This is a genomic window from Streptomyces sp. AC558_RSS880, from assembly GCF_019049255.1.
Taxonomy (GTDB): Bacteria; Actinomycetota; Actinomycetes; order Streptomycetales; family Streptomycetaceae; genus Streptomyces.
On record NZ_JAGMUJ010000108.1, the window covers coordinates 69,735 to 73,727 of the forward strand.

Genomic DNA, 3,993 nt, shown 5'->3' on the forward strand with positions numbered 1-3,993 from the left:
GTCGCGGCCGTACGTAGCCAGCAGTGCCTGCGCCTCGATCGGGTCACCCAGCTTGGTGCCGGTGCCGTGGCCCTCGACCGCGTCCACCTCGGCCGGGGACAACCCCGCACTGGCGAGCGCCTGCCGGATGACCCGCTCCTGCGAAGGCCCGTTCGGCGCCGTCAGACCGTTGCTCGCACCGTCCTGGTTCACCGCACTGCCCCGGATCACACCCAGGATCCGCCGTCCCCTGCGCTTGGCGTCCGACAGCCGCTCCACCACCAGCAGACCCAGGCCGTCGGAGAAGCCCGTGCCGTCCGCCGACGCTGCATAGGCCTTGCATCGCCCGTCTCCGGCCAGGCCGCGCTGGCGGCTGAAGCCGATGAGCAGGTCGGGTGTGGCCATCAGCGAGATGCCGCCGACCAGGGCCGTCTCGCACTCGCCGGCTCGCAGGGCCTGGGAGGCCATGTGCAGGGCGACGGCGGAGGACGAGCAGGCCGTGTCCACCGACACCGCCGGGCCCTCGAGGCCGAGCGTGTACGCGATCCGGCCGGAGACCACGCTGTTCGTGGTGCCGGTGAGGTGGTAGCCCTCCAGTTCGGGAACCATCGTCGCGTGGTAGCCCGAGGTGACGGTGCCGCAGAAGACGCCAGTGTTGCTGCCCCGTAGTGTCGTCGGGTCGATGCCCGCGTCCTCGAACGCCTCCCACGACGCCTCCAGCAGCAGCCGCTGCTGCGGGTCCATCGCGAGCGCCTCACGCGGGCTGATCCCGAAGAACTCGGCGTCGAACTCGCCGATGCGGTCGACGAAACCGCCGGACCGCGTGTACACCGTGCCGACCTGGTCGGGGTCGGGGTCGTAGAGCCGATCCAGGTCCCAGCCCCGGTCGGTCGGGAACGGGCCCATGCCGTCCCCGCCGGACGCCACCAGCTCCCACAGTTCCTCCGGCGAGGACACCCCGCCAGGGAACCGGCAGCTCATGCCCACGATCGCCAGGTGCTCGCCGGTGTCCACGCGCCGCGATCGTGTCGTGCGCGGACGGTCGGCCGCGACGTCCACCGTGACCTGCGACACCAGCAGCCGGGCCACCGCCACCGGGGTCGGGTGGTCGAACACCAGCGTGGCGGGCAGGCGTACGCCCGTGTTCTGGGTGAGCCGGTTACGCAGTTCGACCGCGGCGAGGGAGTCGAAGCCCAGTTCCTTGAACGCGCGGCCCGGATCGACGGAGGTGGCCGTGGCGTGGCCCAGCACGCCCGCGACCTGGGCCAGTACGAGGTCGAGCGCGACCTGCTCACGGTCCGCCTCCGGTACGCCCGCCAGGCGCCGGGCGAGGGACCCCCCGGCCTCCGCGCGCCGGGGGGCGGGGGCCAGTCCGCGCAGTACGGCCGGGATCGTGCCGGCCCGGGCCTGGGCGCGCAGCACGGCCGTGTCCAGCCGGACCGGCGCCAGCAGCGCGGCGTCCGAGGCGAGGGCCTGGTCGAACAGGCCGAGGCCCAGCTCGGCCGTCAACGGCTTGGCGCCCATGCGCTCCAGGCGGGCCAGCTCGTTCTGGCCCAGCTGTGCCGCCATGCCCGCGGTGTCCGACCACAGGCCCCAGGCCAGCGAGGTGGCGGGCAGTCCGACGGCCCGCCGGGATGCGGCGAGCGCGTCCAAGGCCGCGTTGGCGGCGGCGTAGTTGGCCTGGCCGGGGCTGCCGATGAGCGCGGACACCGACGAGAACAGCACGAACGCCGACAGCTCCGCGTCGGCGGTCAACTCGTGCAGATGCCACGCCGCGTCCGCCTTGGGCCGCATGACGCGCTCGATCTGCTCCGCCGACAGCGACTCGATCACGCCGTCGTCGAGCACACCGGCCGCGTGTACCACCGCCGTCAGCGGACGCTCCACGGAGTCGAGCGCGGCGGCCAGTTGCTCCCGGTCGGACACGTCGCAGGCGACCACGCGGGCCTGGGCGCCGAGTGCCCCCAGCTCGGTGACCAGCTCGGCGGCGCCGTCGGCCTCCGGGCCACGCCGGCTCAACAGCAGCAGATGACGTACCCCGTGCGCGGCGGCCAGGTGACGGGCGAACACCGCACCCAGACCACCGGTACCACCCGTGACCAGCACCGTGCCCTCCGGGTCGAAGGCCGGCGGCCGGTCGGTCACCGCCGTGGAGGCACGGGCCAGCCTCGGTGCCAGCAACCGGCCACCCCGCACCGCCAACTGCGGCTCGTCCAGGTCGGTCAGTCCGCCCCAGTGCAGCCCTTCGACCACGGCGTCGTCGTCGAGGTCGACCAGCAGGAACCGGCCCGGGTGCTCGGACTGCGCACTGCGCAGCAGACCCCACACCGCCGCCTGAGCGGCATCCGGAGCCTCGCCGCCGACGGCGACCGCATGCCGGGTCACCACGGCCAACCTGGCCTCGCTCAGCGCCGTATGGGCGAGCCACTGCCGGACCAGAGCCAGTGCCTCGACGGCGGCCGCCGTGGCCTCCGGAGCCACAACGCCCGCGAGGACCAGCTCGGGCGCCGGGGCGCCGTCCTCCACGGCCTGTTCCAGCGCGGTCAGGTTCTCGAACGGCTCGCCCTGGGCGGGCAGCCCACCGAGCACCGCGACCCGCGCGGACTGGCCGGCACCGGCCGTGACCGGGGTCCAGTCCAGCCGATAGAGCGAACCCTGCGTGTCGGAGGCCCGCTTCAGCTGGGCCTGGTCGACGGGACGGAACACCAGCTTGTCCATGCTGAGGACCGGCTCGTCGTGCTCGTCGACGATGTCGATACGGAAGGCGGCCGCGCCCGCCGGGGTGAGCCGGGCACGGGCTCGGGACACGCCGGTCCGGCTGAGCTGGACACCGTTCCACGAGAACGGCATGACGAGGGTGTCGTCCGGCTTCTCCCCGAAAAGCGAACTCTGCACCGCGGAGTCGAAGAGTCCCGGGTGTACACCGAAGGCGCCCGTGTCGGCGTCGTCCGGCAGCGCGAGCTCGACGTAGACGGCGTCGTCGTCCTGCCAGGCCTCGACCACGCCCTGGAACAGCGCGCCGTAGTCGTATCCGATGTCGGCCATGCGGGTGTAGAGCGCCTCCGCCGAGAGGGGCTCGGCGTCCTGCGGCGGCCATGCGACGTCCCAGGCGGGTACGGCCTTGGGGTCCGCCCCCAGCCAACCGCGGCCGTGACAGGTCGCGACGTGTTGTTCCTCCGCGTCGTCGTCCTCGGGGCGCGAGAAGATGACGAACTCACGGCGGCCGTCCTCGTCGACGTGGCCGACGATGATCTGGACCTGGCGCGCCGCCGTCTCGTCCAGGGCCAGCGGCGCCTCGATGACAAGCTCGTCGAGCACGGGACAGCCGACCTCGCGTCCGGCGGCCAGGCTCATCTCGACCAGCGCCACGCCGGGCACGACGATCGCGCCCATGACGACGTGGTCGCGCGTCCACGGCTGGTTCGTGGTGGAGATACGGCCGGTGAAGAGCCACTCGTCACGGTCACCTATGAGCGCCCGACCGGCCAGGACGGGGTGCTCGACGGCGATGAGCCCGGCGGCCGCGACGTCACCGGGAGCGGTGCCCGGGGTCAGCCAGAAGCGCTCGCGCTGGAACGCGTACGTCGGCAGGTCGACCCGCTGGGCGCCGGTGCCCGCGTAGTAGGCCTCCCAGTCCACTGCGAGGCCGGCGGTGTGGGCGCGGCCGAGGAAGGCGGCGAACGTCTCGCCCTCGTGGTGCTTGGCACGCAGGGCGGGTATGAACGCCGCCTCGGTGTCCTCCACGCACTGCCGGGCCATCGCGGTCAGCACCGCGTCCGGCCCCAGCTCCACAAACCGCCGCACCCCCAGATCCCACAGCGTGCGCACACCATCGGCGAACCGCACCGCCTGCCGCACATGCCGCACCCAGTAGCCGGCGTCGAACACCGACACCACTTCACCCGTCACGTTGGAGACGACCGGGATGCGGGGTTCGGCATACGTCAGCCGCTCCGCGACGGTACGGAACTGCGCCAGCATCGGCTCCATCCGCGGCGAATGGAACGCGTGCGA

Annotated in this window: 1 pseudogene; it reads right to left on the bottom strand. The window is 73.0% G+C overall.

What is annotated here, in order from left to right:
• Positions 1–3,960, bottom strand: a pseudogene (locus tag KUM38_RS28485) (SDR family NAD(P)-dependent oxidoreductase); the annotation flags it as partial.
• Positions 3,961–3,993: the final 33 nt, after the last annotated feature.